Here is a 22,358-nt window from a genome sequence, read left to right on the forward strand (position 1 = left end):
ATACCCCCATCTCATTTCTATTTCTTGAAAGGTGAATCAAATGACAAAAACACTTCCAAAAGACTTTATTTTTGGCGGAGCAACAGCAGCCTACCAAGCAGAAGGTGCTACACATACTGATGGTAAAGGGCCAGTCGCCTGGGACAAATACCTCAAAGATAACTACTGGTACACTGCTGAACCAGCCAGTGATTTCTATCACAAATATCCAGTTGACCTCAAACTTGCAGAAGAGTATGGTGTCAATGGTATCCGTATTTCAATCGCTTGGTCACGTATCTTTCCAACTGGTTATGGGAAGGTTAATGACAAGGGGATTGAGTTCTATCATAATCTATTTGCAGAGTGCCACAAACGGCATGTTGAGCCCTTCGTGACCCTCCATCACTTTGATACACCAGAAGCACTTCATTCAAATGGAGACTTCTTAAACCGTGAAAACATTGAACACTTTGTAGACTACGCGGCTTTCTGTTTTGAAGAATTCCCAGAAGTAAACTATTGGACAACCTTTAATGAAATTGGGCCAATTGGTGATGGTCAATACTTGGTTGGGAAATTCCCTCCAGGTATTCAGTACGACCTTGCCAAAGTTTTCCAATCGCACCACAATATGATGGTTTCTCATGCGCGTGCAGTCAAGCTATATAAAGATAAAGGTTATAAAGGTGAAATTGGTGTGGTTCATGCCCTGCCTACTAAATATCCTCTAAATCCTGAAAATCAAGCAGATGTTCGCGCTACTGAGCTGGAAGATATCATCCACAATAAATTTATCTTGGATGCAACTTATCTGGGTCACTACTCTGAAAAGACCCTGGCAGGGGTAGAGGCTATCTTGGCTGCCAATGGTGGTAGCTTAGATCTTCGTGAAGAAGATTTCATAGCATTAGAAGCAGCAAAAGACTTGAACGACTTCCTTGGAATCAACTACTATATGAGTGACTGGATGGAAGCCTTTGATGGCGAAACAGAAATCATTCATAACGGTAAGGGTGAAAAAGGAAGCTCTAAGTATCAGATTAAGGGAGTTGGACGTCGAGTGGCGCCTGACTATGTCCCACGTACGGACTGGGATTGGATTATCTATCCTCAAGGTTTGTATGATCAAATCATGCGCGTGAAGAAAGATTACCCAAATTACAAGAAAATCTACATCACAGAGAATGGTCTCGGATACAAAGATGAGTTTGTGGATGGGACAGTCTACGATGATGGACGGATTGATTATGTTAAGAAACATATGGAAGTGATTGCAGATGCAATCTCTGATGGAGCCAATGTCAAAGGATACTTTATCTGGTCTCTGATGGATGTCTTTTCTTGGTCAAATGGTTACGAAAAGCGTTACGGCCTCTTCTATGTTGATTTTGAAACCCAGGAGCGCTATCCAAAGAAATCGGCTCATTGGTACAAGAAACTAGCTGAGACACAACTTATTGATTAAAATTCAACAAAAATTCCCCGCCAAAAGGCAGGGGAATTTTTATGGTTTTGATAAAAGAATGGTTGTTTGTTTCGACAGATCTTCAAATGTCTCCTGACTCAGTTTGGCATCTGAAACGATAGTATCAATCTCTGAGATATTGTAGAAGGTGTAAAAATCAAACTTATTAAACTTGCTGTGGTCTGCTAGTAAGTATTTTTTATTGGCATTGTTCAAGGCGATTCGTTGTACCTCGCCCTCTTCTTCACTGAAAGTAGCAATTGCCTTGTCCTTAATACCATTACAGCTAACAAATGCCTTAGAGAACTGAAGATTGGTCAAATCCTGTAAGGTAAGTGTCCCTACAAAAGCACCAGTGATAGAGCGATAGTTTCCGCCAATCAAGATCAAATCTGTTAGTTTTCGTTCGTTTAGGATGAGAAAAACTGGAAGACTGTTTGTTACAACACGAATATTATCGATAGGGAGCTCACGAGCAAAACATTCTAAGGTTGTTCCTGGCCCGATAAAAATAGTTTCACCTTCGTCAATCAAATGACCTGCAAAACGGCTAATTTCTTGTTTTTCAGCAATCTGCAAGCCTTGTTTTTCGACGTTTGAGCGTTCGTTGTTTAAGAGAGAACCTGTACGAAGTTTTTCAGCGCCACCATGCACACGAACCAGCAAATCCTTGTCTGCTAGTTCTTGTAAATATCGGCGAGCTGTCATATCTGACACATCAAGACTCTCCATAATCTCTTTTACAGTAATAGTGCCTTTTGTGTTTACTGCTTCTAGAATACTATCTAGTTTTTCTTGCTTTAGCATCCTTATCACCTCGATTTCTACTATTATTATCTTACCATAAAACGCTCAATCAATCAAATAGAAAAAAAACAAAATAAAACAAAAACAAAAATACCATGGTTGTTTTAAACAAACCATGATATTTTGAATGATTGATCAAATTAGTTCAAACCGTAGTTGTAATCCTCGTCTTGCATAGCTTCAACTTCACCAAGGAGGTAACCATTTCCGACTTGAGAGAAGAAGTCGTGGTTAGAAGTTCCTGTTGAAATACCGTTCATGACGATAGGATTGACATCATCAGCTGAATCTGGGAAGAGTGGATCTTGTCCTAGGTTCATAAGGGCCTTATTGGCATTGTAGCGAAGGAAGGTTTTAACTTCTTCGGTCCAACCAACACCGTCATAGAGACTTTCAGTATAACCTTCTTCGTTCTCGTAGAGAGTGTAGAGCAGGTCGTACATCCATTCTTTAAGTTTTTCTTGCTCTTCTTCAGGCAATTCGTTAAAACCAAGTTGGAATTTGTAACCAATGTAAGTTCCATGAACAGACTCATCACGGATGATCAGTTTGATGATTTCCGCAACGTTGGCCAGTTTGTTGTTACCGAGATAGTAGAGCGGTGTAAAGAAACCAGAGTAGAAGAGGAAGGTTTCAAGGAAAACGCTGGCAACTTTCTTTTCAAGTGGACTACCATTGAGGTAAATTTCGTTGATAATTTCAGCTTTTCTTTGAAGGTAGGGGTTAGTGTTGGTCCATTCAAAGATTTCTTCAATTTCAGCCTTGGTATTCAAGGTTGAAAAGATAGAAGAGTAAGATTTTGCGTGGACAGATTCCATAAACTGGATGTTGTTGAAAACAGCTTCTTCATGCGGTGTACGGATGTCTGATCGAAGAGCTTGAACCCCTGTTTCAGATTGCATGGTATCAAGAAGCGTCAAACCACCAAAGACTTTTCCTACTAGGTCTTTTTCCTTGTTTGATAGTTTTCTCCAGTCGTCTAGGTCATTTGACAAGGGGATACGCGTATCGAGCCAGAATTGCTCCGTCAACTTCTCCCAAGTTGATTTGTCGATGACATCTTCGATGGCATTCCAGTTAATGGCTTTGTAGTAAGTTTCCATTTGAAATCTCTTTCTGTATGTAATTATGCGATTGTCGAATCCTCTCTATTTTATCATAGTCTGAGAAGAGTATCGCACAAAAAGTCGGAAGACCGACTTTTTAGTTTTTCATAGTATTTAAGATACTTATCAAGTTTTGTCTGGCGGGTAACTTAATCAGTAGTCTGAGAAAATGTGGTTGTCTCAGATAAAAATTAAATCACACAGCTTTCACATTGGTTAGCACCAACTTCCCCACCGTCATCTGTAAAGGTACGGACGTAGTAGATAGACTTGATACCCTTGTTAAAGGCATAGTTACGAAGGATTGACAAGTCACGTGTCGTTTGTTTGTTTTCTTTCTTCCATTCGTAAAGACCTTTAGGAATGTCGCTACGCATGAAGAGGGTGAGTGAAAGTCCTTGGTCCACGTGCTCTGTCGCAGCAGCGTAAACATCAATTACCTTACGCATATCCATATCGTAAGCAGAAGTGTAGTAAGGGATAGTATCTGTTGACAAACCTGCAGCAGGATAGTAGATTTTACCGATTTTCTTCTCTTGACGTTCTTCGATACGTTGTGTAATCGGGTGGATAGAAGCAGAAACGTCGTTGATGTAGCTGATAGAACCGTTTGGCGCTACAGCAAGGCGGTTTTGGTGATAAAGACCATCTGCTTGAACCTTTTCGCGAAGTTCAGCCCAGTCAGCAGCGCTTGGAATAAAGACATCTTTAAAGAGTTCTTTAACACGGTCTGATTTTGGAACAAACTCGCCTGTCACATACTTGTCAAAGTAGCTTCCGTTAGCATAGTCTGATTTTTCAAAGTTGTGGAAGGTTATACCACGTTCACGCGCGATGTTATTAGATTCTACCAAGGTCCAGTAGTTCATAAGCATAAAGTAGATGCTTGTGAATTCAACAGACTCAGCTGATCCATATTCGATTAGTTGTTGGGCAAGGTAACTATGAAGCCCCATGGCACCAAGACCAAAGGTGTGGGCCAAGCTATTTCCGTGGTCGATAGTAGGTACAGCTACGATGTGTGAACTATCTGTAACGAAAGTAAGGGCACGAACCATAGCGCGGATAGAACGACCAAAGTCAGGTGAGGTCATCATGTTGACGACGTTAGTTGAACCAAGGTTACATGAGACGTCTGTTCCCATTTGAAGGAATTCTTGAGCATCGTTGATCAAGCTTGGTTCTTGAACTTGAAGAATCTCAGAACACAAGTTACTCATGATAATCTTACCATCAACAGGATTTGCACGGTTAGCTGTATCAATGTTGACTACATAAGGGTAACCAGATTCTTGTTGCAATTTAGAGATTTCAGTTTCCAAATCACGCGCCTTAATTTTTGTTTTGCGGATATTTGGATTTGCTACTAGTTCATCATATTTTTCAGTGATGTCGATATAGTTGAATGGCACACCGTACTCAAGCTCTACAGAGTAAGGACTGAAGAGATACATTTCTTCATTTTTACGTGCCAATTCGTAGAATTTATCGGGTACTACAACACCAAGTGAAAGGGTCTTTACACGAACTTTTTCATCGGCATTTTCTTTCTTAGTGGAAAGGAAAGCGATGATATCTGGGTGAAAGACGTTGAGGTAGACAACCCCAGCACCTTGACGTTGACCAAGTTGGTTGGAGTAAGAAAAGCTGTCTTCAAAAAGCTTCATAACTGGTACGACACCAGAAGCTGCTCCTTCATAGCCTTTGATAGGAGCTCCGGCTTCACGAAGGTTGCTGAGGGAAATTCCCACACCACCACCGATACGTGAAAGTTGAAGAGCAGAATTGATGGAACGTCCGATAGAGTTCATGTCATCAGTTACTTGAATCAAGAAACAAGACACCAACTCCCCACGACGAGCACGACCTGCGTTCAAAAAGGAAGGAGTAGCTGGTTGGTAGCGTTGGTGGATGATTTCATTAGCAATATCAGTCGCAATCGCTTCATCTCCGTCAGCAAAGTAAAGTGCATTAAAGAAGACACGGTCTTCCATACTTTCAAGGTAATATTCACCGTCATTAGTCTTCAAGGCATATTGATTATAAAATTTATAGGCAGCCATGAATGATTTGAATTGGAAGTTTTGGTCCTTGATAAATTGATGCAATTCTTCCAAAAACTCTGGACGGTATTCCTTGAGAAATGCAGTTTCGATATAGTTATGTTCAATGAGGTAGTTGATTTTATCAGTAATTGAATCAAAAACCATGGTATTTGGAACCACATTTTCTTTAAAGAAGGCATCCAAGGCTTCCTTATCTTTATGAAGCATGATTTGTCCATTAACAGGACGGTTGATTTCGTTATTGAGACGGAAGTAAGTTACGTCCTCAAGATGTTTTAATCCCATAAAATTTCCTTTATCTAATTACAAAAGAAAGGCCTCTAAGTTAGCCCTAGAAGCAATCTCTTCTGGATGATGTACTAAGATTATGCTAACTGTTTTAGTTTTCCTGGTTGGAAACCTGAAAAGACTTCAGTTGGTGTTTGGATAACAGGAGCTGCGCTGAAACCGAGCTCTTTAACTTGATCGATGTACTCTGGTTGCTCGTCGAGATTGATCTCACGATAAGCGACATTGTTGCTGTCCAAGAAACGCTTAGTCATTTTACATTGGACACAGTTGTTTTTAGAATAAACGGTTACCATTTTCGTAACTCCTCTTTCAAAATAGATTACTTTCTTAGTATATCAGAAAAAAAAACTTTGTCAAACATTTTAAACTAAATCTTGTGCTAAAAAGTTACAGTTTCAAAAATAAAGCACAAGATATAGTGTTTTGTCAGAGTGTAAAATTGGATTTTCATTGAACTATCAAAGTTTATCAAAACAAAAAAACTATATACTGTATATTGGTAAGATAAATAGAAGATTTTCAGCAAGTTATCAGAAAGGAAATAGAAGAAAGTCCATAAAACACTTGAAAAATAATCTAGAAGGTGATATAATACAGTCTTGTAAGGGTTATCACATATAATCCAAAAAAAGAAATAACTAAAGGAGAGTCAAACTATGGCTTCTAAAGATTTCCACGTAGTGGCAGAAACAGGTATTCACGCACGTCCAGCAACATTGTTGGTTCAAACAGCTAGCAAATTTGCTTCAGATATCACTCTTGAATACAAAGGTAAATCAGTAAACCTTAAATCTATCATGGGTGTTATGAGTCTTGGTGTTGGCCAAGGTGCTGACGTTACAATTTCAGCTGAAGGTGCAGATGCTGACGACGCAATCGCTGCTATCACTGAAACTATGGAAAAAGAAGGATTGGCATAAGGAAAATGACAGAAATGCTTAAAGGAATCGCAGCATCTGATGGTGTTGCAGTTGCAAAAGCATATCTACTCGTTCAACCGGATTTGTCATTTGAGACTATTACAGTCGAAGATACAAACGCAGAAGAAGCTCGCCTTGATGCCGCTCTACAGGCATCACAAGACGAGCTTTCTGTTATTCGCGAGAAAGCAGTAGGTACGCTCGGTGAAGAAGCAGCTCAAGTTTTTGATGCTCACTTAATGGTTCTTGCTGACCCAGAAATGATCAGCCAAATCAAGGAAACTATCCGTGCGAAGAAAGTGAATGCAGAAGCAGGTCTGAAAGAAGTTACAGATATGTTTATCACCATCTTTGAAGGCATGGAAGACAACCCATACATGCAAGAACGCGCAGCGGATATCCGCGACGTGACAAAACGTGTATTGGCTAACCTACTTGGTAAAAAATTGCCAAACCCAGCTTCTATCAATGAAGAAGTGATCGTGATTGCGCATGACTTGACTCCTTCAGATACAGCTCAATTGGACAAAAACTTTGTAAAAGCTTTTGTAACAAACATCGGTGGACGTACAAGCCACTCAGCTATCATGGCACGTACACTTGAAATTGCTGCTGTATTAGGTACAAACAACATCACTGAAATCGTTAAAGACGGTGACATTCTCGCTGTTAACGGTATCACAGGTGAGGTTATTATCAACCCAACTGAGGAGCAAGCGGCTGAATTCAAGGCTGCTGGTGAAGCTTATGCGAAGCAAAAAGCTGAATGGGCGCTCTTGAAAGATGCTAAAACAGTAACTGCGGATGGTAAACACTTTGAATTGGCTGCCAACATCGGTACTCCAAAAGACGTTGAAGGTGTCAATGACAACGGTGCTGAAGCTGTTGGTCTTTACCGTACAGAGTTCTTGTACATGGATTCTCAAGACTTCCCAACAGAAGACGAGCAGTACGAAGCTTACAAGGCTGTACTTGAAGGAATGAACGGTAAACCTGTTGTCGTTCGTACAATGGATATCGGTGGAGATAAGGAACTTCCTTACTTCGATATGCCTCACGAAATGAACCCATTCCTTGGATTCCGTGCCCTACGTATCTCTATCTCTGAGACTGGAGATGCTATGTTCCGCACACAAATCCGTGCTCTTCTTCGTGCGTCTGTTCACGGTCAATTGCGTATCATGTTCCCAATGGTTGCACTCTTGAAAGAATTCCGTGCAGCGAAAGCAGTCTTTGATGAAGAAAAAGCAAACCTTCTTGCTGAAGGTGTTGCAGTTGCAGATGATATCCAAGTTGGTATCATGATCGAGATCCCTGCAGCAGCTATGCTTGCAGACCAATTTGCCAAAGAAGTTGACTTCTTCTCAATTGGTACAAACGACTTGATCCAATACACAATGGCAGCTGACCGTATGAACGAACAAGTTTCATACCTTTACCAACCATACAACCCATCAATCCTTCGTTTGATTAACAACGTTATCAAAGCAGCTCACGCTGAAGGTAAATGGGCAGGTATGTGTGGTGAGATGGCTGGTGACCAACAAGCTGTTCCACTTCTTGTCGGAATGGGCTTGGATGAGTTCTCTATGTCAGCAACATCTGTCCTTCGTACACGTAGCTTGATGAAGAAACTCGATACAACTAAGATGGAAGAGTACGCAAACCGTGCCCTTACAGAATGCTCAACAATGGAAGAAGTTCTTGAACTTCAAAAAGAATACGTTAATTTTGATTAATCGAAAAGTCCCTGCAACTTAGTTGCAAGGACTTATTTTTTATTTTTTTAAAGGATTAACAAGGCAAACTGCTTAATGTGAAGCCTTTCGAAGACAAAGTAGTAGGACAGAATGAAAAATGCTTAACCAGTTCATAAAATCCTTGACAAGTTGGAGATTTAGGAGTAAACTATTAACCAGTTAAGTAATAGAGGGGAGTTTCTGCAATTTAGAAATGAATTGCAACTAGAAATATCAAATAGAAAGTGAGTTTCGATGAAAATTAATAAAAAATACCTTGCTGGTTCTGCGGCAGCTTTAATTTTAAGTGTTTGTTCTTACGAGTTGGGACTGTATCAAGCTAGAACAGTAAAGGAAAATAACCGTGTTTCCTATATAGATGGTAAACAAGCGACGCAAAAAACGGAGAATTTGACTCCTGATGAGGTTAGTAAAAAAGAAGGCATCAATGCCGAACAAATCGTCATCAAGATAACAGACCAAGGCTATGTCACTTCACATGGCGACCACTATCATTATTACAACGGGAAGGTCCCTTATGATGCTATCATCAGTGAAGAGTTGCTGATGAAGGATCCGAATTATCAGTTGAAGGATTCAGACATTGTCAATGAAATCAAGGGTGGCTATGTGATTAAGGTAGATGGTAAGTATTATGTCTATCTAAAGGATGCATCACATGCTGATAATGTTCGCTCAAAAGAAGAAATTACTCGTCAGAAGCTGGAACACGGTAGTAAACACGGAGGTGGATCTAACGATAAAGCGGTAGTTGCTGCCAGAGCTCAGGGCCGTTATACTACAGATGACGGTTATATCTTTAATGCTTCTGATATTATAGAGGATACTGGTGATGCTTATATCGTTCCTCATGGCGACCATTACCATTACATTCCTAAGAATGAGTTATCAGCTAGCGAGTTGGCTGCTGCAGAAGCCTTCCTATCTGGTAGAAGTGGTCAATCAAACACTGCTACTTATCGCCGTACCAATAACAACAGTACCAGCAGCGATGTAGATAGATGGATTCCATCCTATAATAATCAAGGCAACAACTACACGAACACATCTGACAACGGTAGAGATGATAACCAAGCAAGACAAAGTGATGACATTGGTAGTCTTTTGAAACAGCTCTACAAACTGCCTTTAAGCCAACGACACGTAGAATCTGATGGCCTTGTCTTCGACCCAGCACAGATTACAAGTCGAACCGCCAGAGGTGTAGCTGTCCCTCATGGGGACCATTACCATTTTATCCCTTATTCACAGATGTCTGAATTGGAAGAGCGAATCGCTCGTATTATTCCTCTTCGTTACAGTTCGAACCATTGGGTGCCAGATTCAAGACCGGAAGAACCAAGTCCGCAGCCGACTCCGGAACCTAGTCCGAGTCCGCAACCTACACCAAATCCTCAACCAGCTCCAAGTAATCCAATTGACGAAAAACTGGTCAAAAAAGCGGTTCGAAAAGTAGCTGATGGCTTTGTATTTGAGGAGAATGGAATCTCTCGTTATATTCCTGCCAAGGAACTTTCAGCAGAAACTGCTGCAGCCATTGATAGTAAACTAGACAAGCAAGAAAGTTTGTCTCATAAACTTGGAGCTAAGAAAACTAACCTCCCATCTGGTGATCAAGGATTTTACAATAAGGCTTATGATTTACTAGCAAAAGTTCATCAAGATTTAATTTCCAATAAAGGGCGCCAAGCTGAATTTGACACTTTGGATAAACTGTTGGAACGTCTCAATGATGCCTCAAGTGATAAAGTCAAGTTGGTGGATGATATCTTGGCCTTTCTAGCACCGATTCGTCATCCAGAACGTCTAGGAAAACCAAATGCGCAAATTGCCTACACTGATGATGAGATTCAGGTAGCCAAGTTGGCAGGCAAGTATACAACAGAAGATGGCTATATCTTTGATCCTCGTGATATCACCAGTGATGAGGGGGATGCCTATGTAACTCCACATATGACCCACAGTCATTGGATTAAGAAAGATAGTTTGTCTGAAGCTGAAAGAGCAGCAGCACAGGTTTATGCTAAAGAGAAAGGTTTGACTCCTCCTTCAACAGACCATCAGAATCCAGGAAATACGGAGGCTAAAGGAGCAGAAGCTATCTACAACCGCGTGAAAGCAGCTAAGAAGGTGCCACTTGATCATATGCCTTACAATCTCCAACATACTGTGGAAGTCAAAAACGGAAGCTTGATTATTCCTCATTATGACCATTACCATAACATCAAATTTGAGTGGTTTGACGAAGGTCTTTATGAGGCTCCTAAGGGGTATACTTTAGAGGATCTCTTTGCGACTGTGAAGTACTATGTCGAACATCCAAACGAACGTCCGCATTCAGATAGTGGTTGGGGAAATGCAAGTGACCATGTTCAAAGAAACCAAAATGGTCAAGCTGATACCAATCAAACGGAAAAACCATCAGAGGAGAAACCTCGGACAGACAAACCTGAGGAAGAAAAGCCACGCGAAGAGAAGCCTCAAAGTGAGAAACCAGAATCTCCAAAACCAACTGAGGAGCCGGAAGAAGAATCACCAGAGGAACCAGAAGAACCTCAGGTCGAGACTGAAAAGGTTGAAGAAAAACTGAGAGAGGCTGAAGAGCTACTTGCAAAGATCCAAGACCCCATTATCAAGTCCAATGCCAAAGAAACTCTCACAGGATTAAAGAATAACTTGCTATTTGGCGCCCAAGACAACAATACTATTATGGCAGAAGTTCAAAAGCTGTTGGCATTGCTAAAGGAGAGTAACTAAACCTACCCCAATTTTCTAACTCCTAAAAACAGGATAGGATATATAGAAAAGATAAAATCGAAAAATGAGAGCAGAATGTGAGTTCTAGTTCTCATTTTTTTTATGAAAATGTGCAAAATAACTTGACATATAGTGTAAATAAAGATAAACTATTTACTAGTTAATTAAATGGTTAAATACCAGTTAAGGAGTAATGATGAAAAAAAGAACGATCCTATTATTGATGGCCAGTTTATTGGCTCTTGTCTTAGGAGCATGTAGTCAAAAAGAAAAACAAGAAGCAAAAGGGATGAAGATTGTCACAAGTTTTTACCCTATCTACGCCATGGTCAAAGAGGTATCGGGGGACTTGAATGATGTACGGATGATTCAGTCAAGTAGTGGAATTCACTCCTTTGAACCGTCAGCAAATGACATTGCTGCCATTTATGATGCGGATGTCTTTGTCTATCACTCTCATACGCTCGAATCTTGGGCGGGAAGTCTAGATCCTAACTTGAAAAACTCAAAAGTTAAAGTTTTAGAAGCTTCTGAAGGAATGATGTTGGAGCGTGTACCAGGTTTGGAAGATGTAGAAGCTGGTGACGGCATCGATGAAAAAACACTCTACGACCCTCACACTTGGTTAGATCCAGAAAAAGCAGGTGAAGAAGCTCAGATTATCGCTGACAAACTTTCGGAGATTGATAGTGCTAATAAGGAAACGTATCAAAAGAATGCTAAAAACTTTATCGCTAAAGCCCAAGAATTGACTAAGAAGTACCAGCCTATTTTTGAAAAAGCGAGTCAAAAGACCTTTGTTACACAACACACAGCCTTTTCTTATCTCGCTAAACGCTTTGGTTTGAAACAACTTGGTATAGCAGGGATTTCCCCTGAACAAGAACCAAGTCCGAGACAACTAACAGAAATTCAGGAATTCGTTAAGACCTATAAGGTTAAAACCATCTTTACTGAGAGCAATGCTTCTTCTAAAGTCGCTGAGACTTTGGTCAAATCAACAGGAGTTAGCCTAAAGACCCTCAATCCTTTAGAAGCAGATCCTGAAAATGACAAAACTTACTTAGAAAATCTAGAAGAAAATATGAATGTTCTTGCAGAAGAATTAAAATGAGGAGATGATAAAAATGAAGAAGAAATACCTTGTAGCAGGATCGGCTCTTGTACTTTCCCTAAGCCTTTGCATCTATGCATTGAACCAACACCAGGTAGAAGAAAACAAAGATAATAACCGTGTGTCTTACGTTGATGGGAAGCAAGACTCTCAAAAAACAGAGACCCAGACACCAGATCAAGTTAGCAAAAAAGAAGACATTCAGGCAGAACAAATTGTCGTGAAAATTACCGATCAAGGTTATGTGACTTCACACGATGATCATTTCCATTATTACAATGGGAAAGTTCCTTTTGATGCGATTTTCAGTGAAGAACTTTTGATGAAAGATGCCAATTATCAACTTAAAGACGCTGACATTGTCAACGAAATCAAAGGTGGCTACATTATCAAGGTGGATGGTAAGTATTATGTCTACCTTAAAGATGTGGCTCATGCTGATAATGTTCGTACGAAGGACGAAATTGAGCGCCAAAAACAAGGTCATACTCATGATGCACCAACTTCTAACAGTGCAGTGACACTTGCGCGATCACAAGGCCGTTATACTACCGAAGATGGCTACATCTTTAATCCGTCTGATATTATAGAGGATACTGGAGATGCTTATATTGTCCCTCATGGTGGACATTACCACTATATTCCAAAGAGCTCCTTGTCTGCTAGTGAATTGGCTGCTGCCCAAGCCTACCTTTCTGGAACTAGAAAACAAGCAAGTGTGACTGACTATCGTCCGAGTCCAAACACAACTAGTCAAACTAGCAATCCGAGTCAAGAAGCTGAAAGACCAAGCAATCCAGAAGAGAGCTTACAGAGTCTATTGCAGCAACTCTATGCTCTTCCAAGTAGTCAACGTTATGCTGAATCAGATGGCTTGATTTTTGACCCTGCTAAGATTTCAAGCAGAACACCAAGTGGCGTAGCGATTCCACACGGAAATCACTATCATTTCATCCCATATACAAAGCTTTCTGCCTTGGAAGAAAAGATTGCTCGTATGATTCCTCTTGCTAGCGACAGTGGGAAGCCAACACCTTTGGAAAATCCAAGCAAACCAGCAGAACATCCAGCTCAACAAGATCATCATGACCAAGACGGTGGCCATGGAAGTCAGGATACCAACCATGAAGACCATGACCATGATGGAGAGGAGCATGACCACCATCACAGCGAAGAACATGATCATGGTTTTGCAGCTGATCGTGTTATTAGTGAAGATGAGCAAGGTTTTGTAGTTTCTCATGGAGATCACGCTCATTATTTCTTTAAGAAGGACTTGACTGTAGCCCAAATCAAAGCTGCCCAAGATCACTTGAAAGAAAATCATCAGCCGCAGCACGTTCAACCACTTGCAAAGACTGTGGAAAGTTTCTCAAGAGATGCTAGCGATGAAGAAAAAATCAAGTATATCTCACAGACCTACGGGGTTCCGCTCGAAGCGATTCGTATTTCAAATGGATTCTTTGTCTTTGGAAATCCGGATCAGGCTTATGATCCAACCCATATCCATCCCTATGCTGTTCGAAAAGAACATGTTCGTATTCCTCTCCAAACTGGGAATCCAGAACTTGATTTCCTAAATGAACTGTATACGACTGCCCTACGTGATGGGGTGTCTCCTTATAGTTTGCAAGTAGAAAATGATAGTTTTGTGATTCCTCACGGAGACCACAATCACTATATCAAGGTCCAAACTAAGGGCTATGAAGTGGCTTTGAAAAATAAGATTCCGGCCCTACAATCGACCTATCAACCTGGGACTTTTGATGAACAAACTGTTCTATCTAAGGTGGATCAACTTTTAGCAGATAGCAGAAGTCTCTACAAAGACCAGCCAATCATGCAGAGACGGGTTGAACTTGCTTTGGGGCAGTTCACCGAAAATATGAAAAAATTGACAACAAACTCAACTGCTGGATATCTAGCAGCCTTGGATCTCTTTGATAAGCAATATATCCATGTGGATCAAAGTGTGGCACCAGTTGAAACATCACCTTTAGATAAGAAGTATCAAGCCCTAGTAGATAAGATCAATACACTGGATACAGATACTTATGGTTTGCCTAAGAAGGATCTTTTGGTACATTTGCAGGAAGCAAAACTAGCACAGGATGAGACAGAGTTGGCTGCCATTGAAGCGAAATTGCAGGCCTTGCAAGATTTCCGCGATCGTACAGGAGTCACAACAGTAGAGTACATCAAGTATTTCTATGAACATGTATCTGACGGTCGTTTGAGAGAAGAGCTTCGGAACCGTGTTGCTAAGTTGACATGGGAACTTTACCAGTCACAATCTTTCCTCAAAGCGACCGACTTGAACAAGTTATTCCCAACTATTTACCAAACTAAGCTAGAAGTAGAAGAAGCTCTCAAAGAAGAACCCGTTTCTACAAAAGCTGGTAAGACTATTCTAGATACGGAAAAAGTAGATAGTCAAACCGCTAAGACAGCTATCTATGAATTCCTAAAAGAACTCTACGGTGATTTTATGCCAGAAGAGCGGGTTAGCAAGGTCAAGAAGGAAGATGTGGATGCTCTCCTATCCAAAGTCGTTCAACTTCTAGCGCGTGTCAAGGAAGATGGTGTCAAACAATCCCTAGCTGAAGAAGCTGCTAATATCAAAGCGGCTGCTGAAAAGGAAAATGCAGACCTTGACGAAGCTAAAACACAACTTGAAGATCTTTTAAATCGTATTGCAGCGACTATCCAACGAGAGAAAAAAGAAGCGGAACAAGATCCACAAACGGTGATCATCTACCAAAAACTCTATAATGTCTTGCTCTCTCTTCACAAGTACTTAGAGGATAACAAAGGATCCGATGCTGACTTTGAACGTGTCGATGCCCTTTTTGATCAACTTGCAGCCAAAAGCAGTGATAAAGAAGGCCTCCTCACTCTAGCTAAAGAAATCATTAGCTTGAACCAAGAACTTCGTTCAAAAGCAAGTGAAACTGGCAGCCAATCTAAGTCTGAGAAAGACAGTGAAACAGCTACTTCTAAACCAACAGAAAAGCAAGCGCAAAGTGAGTCTGAGACAAGTGCTCAACCAAATGAATAAAAAGAAAGACGAAGTAGCTGAGCTACCTCGTCTTTTTTAGTCTTTATAAGATACAATGCCAATGATGGTATCCACCGCACGCTCCATAGTTTGAAGGCTGACGTATTCAAAACGTCCATGCATGTTTTCACCACCAGCAAAGATATTTGGAGTTGGAATTCCCATAAAGGAAATCTTAGACCCATCTGTTCCACCACGAATTGGTTCTATAATTGGCGTGATACCTAAATCTTCCATAACAGCTTTAGCAATGGTAACGGGTGTCATGTCTTTCTCAATGACTTCCTTCATATTGTAGTACTGGTCAGTCAGAGTCAAGGTCACGCGATCATTCCCAAGTTCTTGATTCATCTTGTCAGCAATAGACTGCATAGCTGCTTTACGTGTTTCAAAGGCATCCTTTTCAAAATCGCGAATGATGTAGCTTGCACGCGCCTCCTCGACACTACCTGACACATCCATAAGATGATAGAAACCTTGGTAACCATCTGTTAGTTCAGGTCGGTCATTCTCAGGAAGTTGATTATGAAAATCAATTGCTAGCTGAAGGGCATTGACCATTTGACCCTTTGCAGTACCAGGGTGGACATTGCGCCCTTGGAAATGAAGCTCAGCAGCAGCTGCTGAGAAAGTCTCGTACTGAAGTTCTCCTAGCGGACCACCATCAACAGTATAGGCAAAGTCAACGTCAAAGTCTTCTGCATCAAACTTGTTAGCTCCAACGCCAATTTCTTCATCTGGACCAAAACCAACTCGAATCTCACAGTGTTTGATTTCGGGATGAGCAGTCAGATATTCAATAGCAGTCATAATCTCAGCAATCCCTGACTTGTCATCAGCACCCAGCAAGGTCGTGCCATCGGTTATGATGAGTGTTTGGCCTGGATATTTCTCAAGGCTCTTGAAGTCGGCCGGATCGAGTTTAAAACCAGAATCTCCTAAGTCGATAGCTCCACCATCGTAATTTTCGATGACTTGCGGATTAACTCCCTCAGCATTAAAGTCAGCTGTGTCCATGTGGGAGATGAAGCCAATCTTGCGTGTTAAGCTAGGATCATTAGCTGGTAAGGTACCAATAGCAAAACCATTTGGAAGGTAGTAGACATTTTGCAGACCGACACGTTTCATTTCGGGAATAAGAACATTGGTCGCAAAATCTACCTGGCTTTGCGTACTTGGAGTAGTAGTAGAGTGTTCGTCAGAACGCGTATTGACCTTAACGTATGTCAAGAAACGATCTAAAAGGTTCGGATAAGTCATAAAAACTCCTTTAACAATCATAAAATAGAATGCAAACTTCGGAAAATGCCTCATTCTGAAAATTTCACGAATTTTGAAAAAATATAATAATTCAAATTCAATAGACTTTTAAATGAAATCTTGGATATTTTAAATTAAAATATATGCATTGATATTTTATGAGATTTTTTTATTCTTTTTTCATTTTACCATAGAATAGTTTGAAAGACAAAGAAGAATCATACTCTTTTATTAATTAACATAATATAAAATTAATCATATTAATTGACACTGCGTGAACTTTATTGTACAATTATCTTGTAAATGTACTAGATTGATATAATAATAATATTAGTGCATTCTAGTTAAGGAGAATAAAATGAACATTCGCTTCGATTTTAAGAAAGTTCAAATTATTGCGCGCCGTTTAGTTATACTGTTAGCTATTCTCTTTTTGTGTGCTCCGATAAGTCTGTTAAATGCAGATTCTACTACTGAACCTCAGACAAGCTTACATAAAACGATTACTCCGATATCAGGGGAGGATGACAAGTATGAATTGTCATTGGATATAACGTCCGCACTTGGTGCTGAGATACAGTCAGATCCTCTAGATGTCGTGCTTGTAGCAGATTTATCTGGAAGTATGACATATCAGGATGTAAAATCCTCTAATGGAGCTGTAATTAGTAGGCTACAAGCTCTGAAAAATACACTCCAAGGTGAAAACGGTCGCCGTGGTTTGATAGACACAATCCTTTCAAACTCTAACAATCGTTTATCAATTGTTGGATTTGCTGGGAAAATAGATAACCTACGTTACGATAATTATTATCAATGGCCAGCTTGGGCGGGTTACTTTTCCGGTATATCCCCTCATGACGATGCTAAGACAGTCTTGAACTGGAGTAATGATATTCAAGGAGCTAAAAGCATGGTTTCTAGAATGTCTGTTGATAATAGTGGTGATTCGATTGGTTATGAAAGAGGAATAGGTACAGGTACTAATATTGGTGCAGGACTTCAGTCAGCAACAGAATTACTTCAGTCAGCTAGAACAAGTGCAAAAAAGGTTGTTATTCTTTTGTCAGATGGTTTTGCGAACATGTACTACGATACTAGAGGCTATACGATCTACAATTGGAGCAATAATGATGGTGTAACAGAAATAGCTCCATCGTGGTATCAAACCAATCTAAACACGTTTACTGAAACAGTTTCTGGTTATCTTGCTCCCAAGATTGATGGATTTTATTCTATCAAATTCCGCTACTCTAATAGTACAGATAGTATTTCTAAACTAAAAGAGTACATTGGTAGTTATAATTCTTCCATTCCAAACGAAATATTATCCGCTAACAATGAAAGGGAATTGAGGGAACAATTTAAGGAAATCACCAAGAAAATCCTTCCTCTAGGTGTTCACCATGTGACGATCAAGGATGTTTTGTCCAAATATGTTCAACTTCTTCCCAATAACAGTTCAAATATTCGAGTTGTAAAAATCGAAAACGATAAACAGGAAACCTTGGGATCAGATAAGGTTACGCTGGAAACAAGGAAGAATGAAAATGGTCTGGTCGAAGTAGCAGCAAAATTTAATCCTAACTACATTCTTGATGATAGTGTGAAGTACGCCCTCAAATTTACTGTTACATCAAGTCAAGAAGCCTTAGATGCTATTGCTGGTGATAAAAAACTAGAGGCTGGTGATGCTGAGGGATCTGATGTCAATAAACTCTACTCCAATAAAGGTGCCAGTGTCACTTATTCTTATGGAATCGGTACTACTCAAACCAAGACTAAAGAATACACTGACAACCCAACCTTTAAGCCTTCAGATCCATTAACGGTACCAGTGGAAGTTGAATGGCAAGGTGTGACGGGTGCGAGAACTGTTATTACAGCTGATCAACCGAGTAATGTTGAACTGAAACTGGTTCAAAAGAACAAGAACGGAGGTTCTGACAATCAAGAATATCGAAAGACCAATGTGACTGTTGAAAAAAATAAATCTAATGAAACGAGGAACTTTGAAAAGGTTGCCAAAGGATATCAATACGATATAATTGCACCGGACGTCCCCGCCTTTACCAAAGAAATAAAAAATGTTGGTACAGAATCTAAACCATCCTTTAAGGTCATCTATAAACAATTGCCAAGTCTGACGATTAAGAAAGTGTTGGAAGCTGAAAATAACTTGAACAAAGAGTTTTGGATTAAGGTAAAACTAACCTCTCCTGATTCTTCGCCATTGAATGGAACTTTTGGTGAGATAAATGTTGTGAATGGTGAAGCGAAGATTCGTGTTGACAAACGAAAACGTTGGAAAGGTATTCTAAGCTATCTTCCTCGAGGAACTCATTACAAAGTTGAAGAAGAAGCGGCATCAACGAACGGTTACCACGTTACATATGAGAATCAAGAGGGTGATCTGAATAAAGACGAAACCAGCACTGTTACGAATCACAAGCTTCCAAGTTTATCCGTTACAAAAAAGGTTACGGGGGTATTTGCCAATCTATTAAAATCCTTCAAGATTACCATTAACATCAGGGATGCTCAGAACAGCCCACTGAATGGAACCTATAATGCAACGGTGAATAATAAAAGAACCCCTCTACAATTTACGAATGGTCGAGCGTCTATAGATCTCAACAAAGATCAAACCATAAAAATTGATGGACTTCCACTCGATAGTCACTACACCGTAGAAGAGGAATCAAACTCTTCTCGTGGATATCAGGTATCTTATGAAAATCAAGAAGGCAAGCTTGATGCGGACAAGTCCGCGACAGTCACGAATAATAAGAATAATGTACCTGAGACTGGAATTGACTTCCTCAGCAGTACACTCGTGTTAGGAATAATCCTTCCTCTAGGAGGAATCTTCTTTACAATCCTACTCGGATATCTAGTGGTACATAGGAGAAAATAATGCTACTTAAAAAGAAACATAAGAAAACAGTAACACAAGTCAATCGGGATAAGTCTCCGCCGAGTGTATGGGGAGATATCCTCTACTTAGTCAGTAAGCTTCTGATGGTTGGGTTTGTACTGGCCACCCTTTACTTTTTTGTCTTTGGACTATTGAGATACAATGACGATGGCATGAAGCCAGCCTTAAAGGATGGCGACTTAGTTGTCTACTATAGGTTGGATAAACGTTATTCGATTGGTGATCTGCTCGTCTATAGTTATAAGGGTAAGGAAAGAGTGGCGCGTGTCATTGCAACTGAAGGAAGTACGATCGATATAAACGAAAATGGTCTCATCATCAACGGTTCTCCTCAACAAGAGCAGGATATCTACAAAGACACGCTGCTCTATAAGGAAGGGGCTAGCTTCCCGATGAAGGTCCCAGCAGGACAACTCTTTGTCCTCGGAGACAATCGAACAACGGCTGTAGATAGTCGTGCTTTTGGAACCATTCCTATACAGGATACCCATGGCAAGGTGGTAACAGTCCTAAGGCGACGGAGCTTTTGATGACAATTTATGAAAAAAGAAATTTAAAAATAAAAGGAATAATCATGAAAAAAACATTTTTGAAAAAATTAGTTACTGCAAGCATTGCAGCTGTAACCGCCTTGTCGGTCTTTAGAGGAGTGCCAACATTTGCGGATGATAATGATGTGGCAACTGCCAAAGCAAATGGTGAAACAAGTGCAAAAGTTTCTATTAATAAGGTATTGAATATTGCGGAAGGAATTACAACACCTGAAGCAACCTTTACATTTACTTTCACCCCTAAAACTGGTACATCATCAAATGGTGCACCCTATGAAACGATTGATTCTACTAATGGTCAAATTACAGATAAAAATGTATCTTATTCTGGAACAGACGTTTTAGCAACTGGCCAAACTAGCATTAAGAAAGATACCGGCGATATTTTTAGAGAAGTGAACTATACACATGCTGGTGAATATGTCTATACTGTTGCTGAAAAACAAAATGTTGGTTGGAAAGTTATTCAAAAAAATGGTTCACCTATTGATTTTATGACATACGATAATCGCAACTATGAAATGCATGTCATTGTTAAGAACAAAACTACAGGAGGAACATATATTTCTTCTGTGTATTTTAAACAAGTCACTCCAAGTGTGAATGGTAAAGTAAAACCATCTGAAAGTGGAACTACTTACAAATATGATCTTTTCACTAACATCTATCGTAAAAATGCTGGTAAAATTACAGATCCAAATGAACCAAACCCTAATAAACCAAATGTTTCAAAAGTTGATCCAAATGCTAAATCTTTAGTAATTAAAAAAGTTGTGTCAGGTGCTACTGCAGATAAATCAAAAGATTTCACTTTCAAGCTTACTTTTACCAAAGCATCTACAGAAACTTCACAATCCATCACTGGTAAAATCGGTGAAACCTCAAAAACATTTGTCTATGGTCAAGAAACAACTATAACACTACGCCACGATCAATCTTTGGTGTTTGACACAATTCCTGCAGGTACTCGTTATAAATTGGTTGAAACAGGATCTCAAGGTTATACAGCTTCAGCTGCATATAAGGAGAACGGAGCATCAAAAAATCAAGCTGGTACAGTTTCTACAAATTTCACTCAAGATAGTATCCTTGTTGGTGAAAAACCCAACGATAACACTATCACAAATAGCTTACCAGACGTTACCCCTACTGGTCTCTTGATTGACAATCTTCCTTTCATCTTGATGATTGGTCTTGGTTTGGCTGGATTTGTTGTTTTGTCTAAAAAACGCAGACAAGCTTAAGCAACTGGTTTGACCGATGAAAATCAAGCGTGAGAAACCAAAAAGGAGTTTGTCTAGGCGTCTGGTCCTTGCTGTAGATGCGTTGATAAATCATATCTTGCTCCTCTTGGCGGCCTTAGTCTTTCTCTTTGGTTTCTACGCTCTTTGGGATGCCAATCAGGTCTATTCTCAGGCTTCATCAAGTGAGTATGAGGCCTATAAACCAGTGAGTACTACTGAGAAAGATGAGCTTGCTAGTTTTTCTGGCTTTCACAAGCTACAGCAAGTCAATCCAGAGGTTCTCGGTTGGATCAATGTCTATGGCACCAATATCGACTATCCCTTAGTCCAAGCCAAAGACAATGAAAAGTACCTGAACAAAGATTCCAAGGGAGAATTTGCAGCTACAGGAGCTATTTTCCTTGAGGCTCGAAATGAATCCAAGTTCGAGGACTTTAATACCATCATCTACGGACACCATGTAGAAAATGGGGTTATGTTTGGAGATGTAGCAAAGTTTTCTGATAAGGAATTCTTTGACCAGCATCGCTACGGCAGTATTTACTATAATGGCGTTGAAAAAGGTCTTGAAATCTTTGAAATGCTCGAGGTGGACGCCTATGACTTTAACATCTACGATCCAGGTATTAATGGGGATGATCGGCGCCAAGAATATATCGATCACTTACTCTCGGTTGCCATTCACAAACGAGACATTACACTGGGGCCAAATGACCATATCATCCTTCTCAGTACCTGTTTCCTAGACGTAACAAATGGGAGACATATCGTAGTTGCCAAGATTACGGATACGGTTCCAAAGAACACCTTCCATACGAAAAAATCAAAACCATTCCCTTATAGTGTCTTTGATGATTCGTCGCTCGGACGATTTCTCTCATCGATTCCTTTGTGGATATGGTACATCATCTTGTTTATCTTGCTCTTGCTATTGATCTTCTTGCTCATCATCCTCTATTTGATCTTGCGTCGTAGAAGAGAAGCAAAGGAAGAAGGAGCAGATACCATTACTGACTAAACTACCAATAAAAGAGAAAGG

General features: G+C 40.1%; 15 protein-coding genes. 10 read left to right on the forward strand and 5 right to left on the reverse strand.

Going from position 1 to position 22,358, the window contains the following annotated elements; all coding sequences use genetic code 11:
* The first annotated feature begins 40 nt into the window (after positions 1 to 40).
* A complete protein-coding gene (lacG, locus tag O3652_RS02065) occupies positions 41 to 1,447 on the forward strand; it encodes a 6-phospho-beta-galactosidase (RefSeq protein WP_371590019.1) in 1,407 nt (468 codons plus the stop codon).
* A 39-nt stretch (positions 1,448 to 1,486) separates the two neighbouring features.
* On the opposite strand, the gene O3652_RS02070 is transcribed toward lacG, so the two are convergent.
* The 4 genes from O3652_RS02070 to nrdH all read right to left on the reverse strand — a co-directional run bounded on the left by O3652_RS02070 (position 1,487) and on the right by nrdH (position 6,010).
* On the reverse strand, positions 1,487 to 2,254 hold the full coding sequence (locus O3652_RS02070; protein WP_000917584.1) for a DeoR/GlpR family DNA-binding transcription regulator: 768 nt from the start codon (positions 2,252 to 2,254) through the stop codon (positions 1,487 to 1,489).
* A gap of 140 nt (positions 2,255 to 2,394) precedes the next feature.
* A complete protein-coding gene (gene nrdF, locus O3652_RS02075) occupies positions 2,395 to 3,357 on the reverse strand; it encodes a class 1b ribonucleoside-diphosphate reductase subunit beta (protein ID WP_070838634.1) in 963 nt (320 codons plus the stop codon).
* Positions 3,358 to 3,551: 194 nt separating this feature from the next.
* Positions 3,552 to 5,711, reverse strand: coding sequence for a class 1b ribonucleoside-diphosphate reductase subunit alpha (gene nrdE / locus O3652_RS02080; RefSeq protein WP_371590020.1), 2,160 nt, complete (start codon positions 5,709 to 5,711; stop codon positions 3,552 to 3,554).
* Between the two features lie 80 nt (positions 5,712 to 5,791).
* Entirely contained in the window at positions 5,792 to 6,010 is a 219-nt protein-coding gene (gene nrdH, locus O3652_RS02085) for a glutaredoxin-like protein NrdH (protein ID WP_000259240.1), read from the reverse strand.
* A 363-nt stretch (positions 6,011 to 6,373) separates the two neighbouring features.
* Between nrdH and O3652_RS02090 the strand changes: the two genes are divergently transcribed.
* The 5 genes from O3652_RS02090 to O3652_RS02110 all read left to right on the forward strand — a co-directional run bounded on the left by O3652_RS02090 (position 6,374) and on the right by O3652_RS02110 (position 15,326).
* Complete coding sequence (locus O3652_RS02090) at positions 6,374 to 6,637, forward strand: phosphocarrier protein HPr (protein ID WP_000146948.1); 264 nt, start codon at positions 6,374 to 6,376, stop codon at positions 6,635 to 6,637.
* A 5-nt stretch (positions 6,638 to 6,642) separates the two neighbouring features.
* On the forward strand, positions 6,643 to 8,376 hold the full coding sequence (gene ptsP, locus O3652_RS02095; RefSeq protein ID WP_371590021.1) for a phosphoenolpyruvate--protein phosphotransferase: 1,734 nt from the start codon (positions 6,643 to 6,645) through the stop codon (positions 8,374 to 8,376).
* A gap of 255 nt (positions 8,377 to 8,631) precedes the next feature.
* Positions 8,632 to 11,154, forward strand: a complete 2,523-nt coding sequence (locus tag O3652_RS02100; RefSeq protein ID WP_371590022.1) for a pneumococcal-type histidine triad protein — start codon at positions 8,632 to 8,634, stop codon at positions 11,152 to 11,154.
* A 196-nt stretch (positions 11,155 to 11,350) separates the two neighbouring features.
* Complete coding sequence (locus O3652_RS02105) at positions 11,351 to 12,268, forward strand: metal ABC transporter solute-binding protein, Zn/Mn family (RefSeq protein WP_268717040.1); 918 nt, start codon at positions 11,351 to 11,353, stop codon at positions 12,266 to 12,268.
* A 13-nt stretch (positions 12,269 to 12,281) separates the two neighbouring features.
* Complete coding sequence (locus O3652_RS02110; RefSeq protein ID WP_371590023.1) at positions 12,282 to 15,326, forward strand: pneumococcal-type histidine triad protein; 3,045 nt, start codon at positions 12,282 to 12,284, stop codon at positions 15,324 to 15,326.
* A gap of 36 nt (positions 15,327 to 15,362) precedes the next feature.
* Here O3652_RS02110 and pepT read toward each other — a convergent pair whose 3' ends face one another.
* Positions 15,363 to 16,586, reverse strand: a complete 1,224-nt coding sequence (gene pepT / locus O3652_RS02115; RefSeq protein ID WP_070567873.1) for a peptidase T — start codon at positions 16,584 to 16,586, stop codon at positions 15,363 to 15,365.
* Positions 16,587 to 16,944: 358 nt separating this feature from the next.
* On the opposite strand from pepT, the gene pitA reads away from it, so the two are divergent.
* From pitA to srtB, 4 genes are read left to right on the forward strand one after another with little or no spacing between them, the layout of a single operon-like run.
* On the forward strand, positions 16,945 to 19,503 hold the full coding sequence (pitA, locus tag O3652_RS02120) for a PI-2 pilus tip adhesin PitA (RefSeq protein WP_371590024.1): 2,559 nt from the start codon (positions 16,945 to 16,947) through the stop codon (positions 19,501 to 19,503).
* On the forward strand, positions 19,503 to 20,054 hold the full coding sequence (sipA, locus tag O3652_RS02125) for a PI-2 pilus system signal peptidase SipA (RefSeq protein ID WP_125413190.1): 552 nt from the start codon (positions 19,503 to 19,505) through the stop codon (positions 20,052 to 20,054). The genes pitA and sipA overlap by 1 nt, the downstream gene beginning before the upstream one ends.
* Complete coding sequence (locus O3652_RS02130) at positions 20,054 to 21,319, forward strand: Spy0128 family protein (protein WP_312023058.1); 1,266 nt, start codon at positions 20,054 to 20,056, stop codon at positions 21,317 to 21,319. Before sipA ends, O3652_RS02130 begins: the two co-directional genes overlap by 1 nt.
* A 16-nt stretch (positions 21,320 to 21,335) precedes the next feature.
* Positions 21,336 to 22,337 carry a class B sortase gene (gene srtB / locus O3652_RS02135; RefSeq protein WP_070567878.1) on the forward strand — a complete coding sequence of 334 codons (1,002 nt, stop codon included), beginning with the start codon at positions 21,336 to 21,338 and terminating at the stop codon, positions 22,335 to 22,337.
* Positions 22,338 to 22,358: the final 21 nt, after the last annotated feature.

The sequence above is a fragment of the Streptococcus sp. 27098_8_23 genome, assembly GCF_041432195.1.
GTDB lineage: Bacteria > Bacillota > Bacilli > Lactobacillales > Streptococcaceae > Streptococcus.